This window comes from Serratia sp. TSO36 (assembly GCF_057808395.1).
Map to the genome: position 1 here is coordinate 1 of NZ_JBJZOU010000059.1, position 255 is coordinate 255.

Annotated in this window: 1 rRNA gene; it reads left to right on the forward strand. The window is 52.2% G+C overall.

The features are described from left to right. Positions 1 to 255, forward strand: a 23S ribosomal RNA gene (locus ACK3CV_RS25440); the annotation flags it as partial.

Here is a 255-nt window from a genome sequence, read left to right on the forward strand (position 1 = left end):
CGTGTAGGGGGTGTGACCTGGTAAATCCGGTTGCATACTAACCCTGAGGCGTGATGACGATGCACTACGGTGCAGAAGTAGTTGATGCCCTGCTTCCAGGAAAATCCTCTAAGCTCCAGGTAACATTGAATCGTACCCCAAACCGACACAGGTGGTCAGGTAGAGAATACCAAGGCGCTTGAGAGAACTCGGGTGAAGGAACTAGGCAAAATGGTGCCGTAACTTCGGGAGAAGGCACGCTGGCATGTAGGTGAA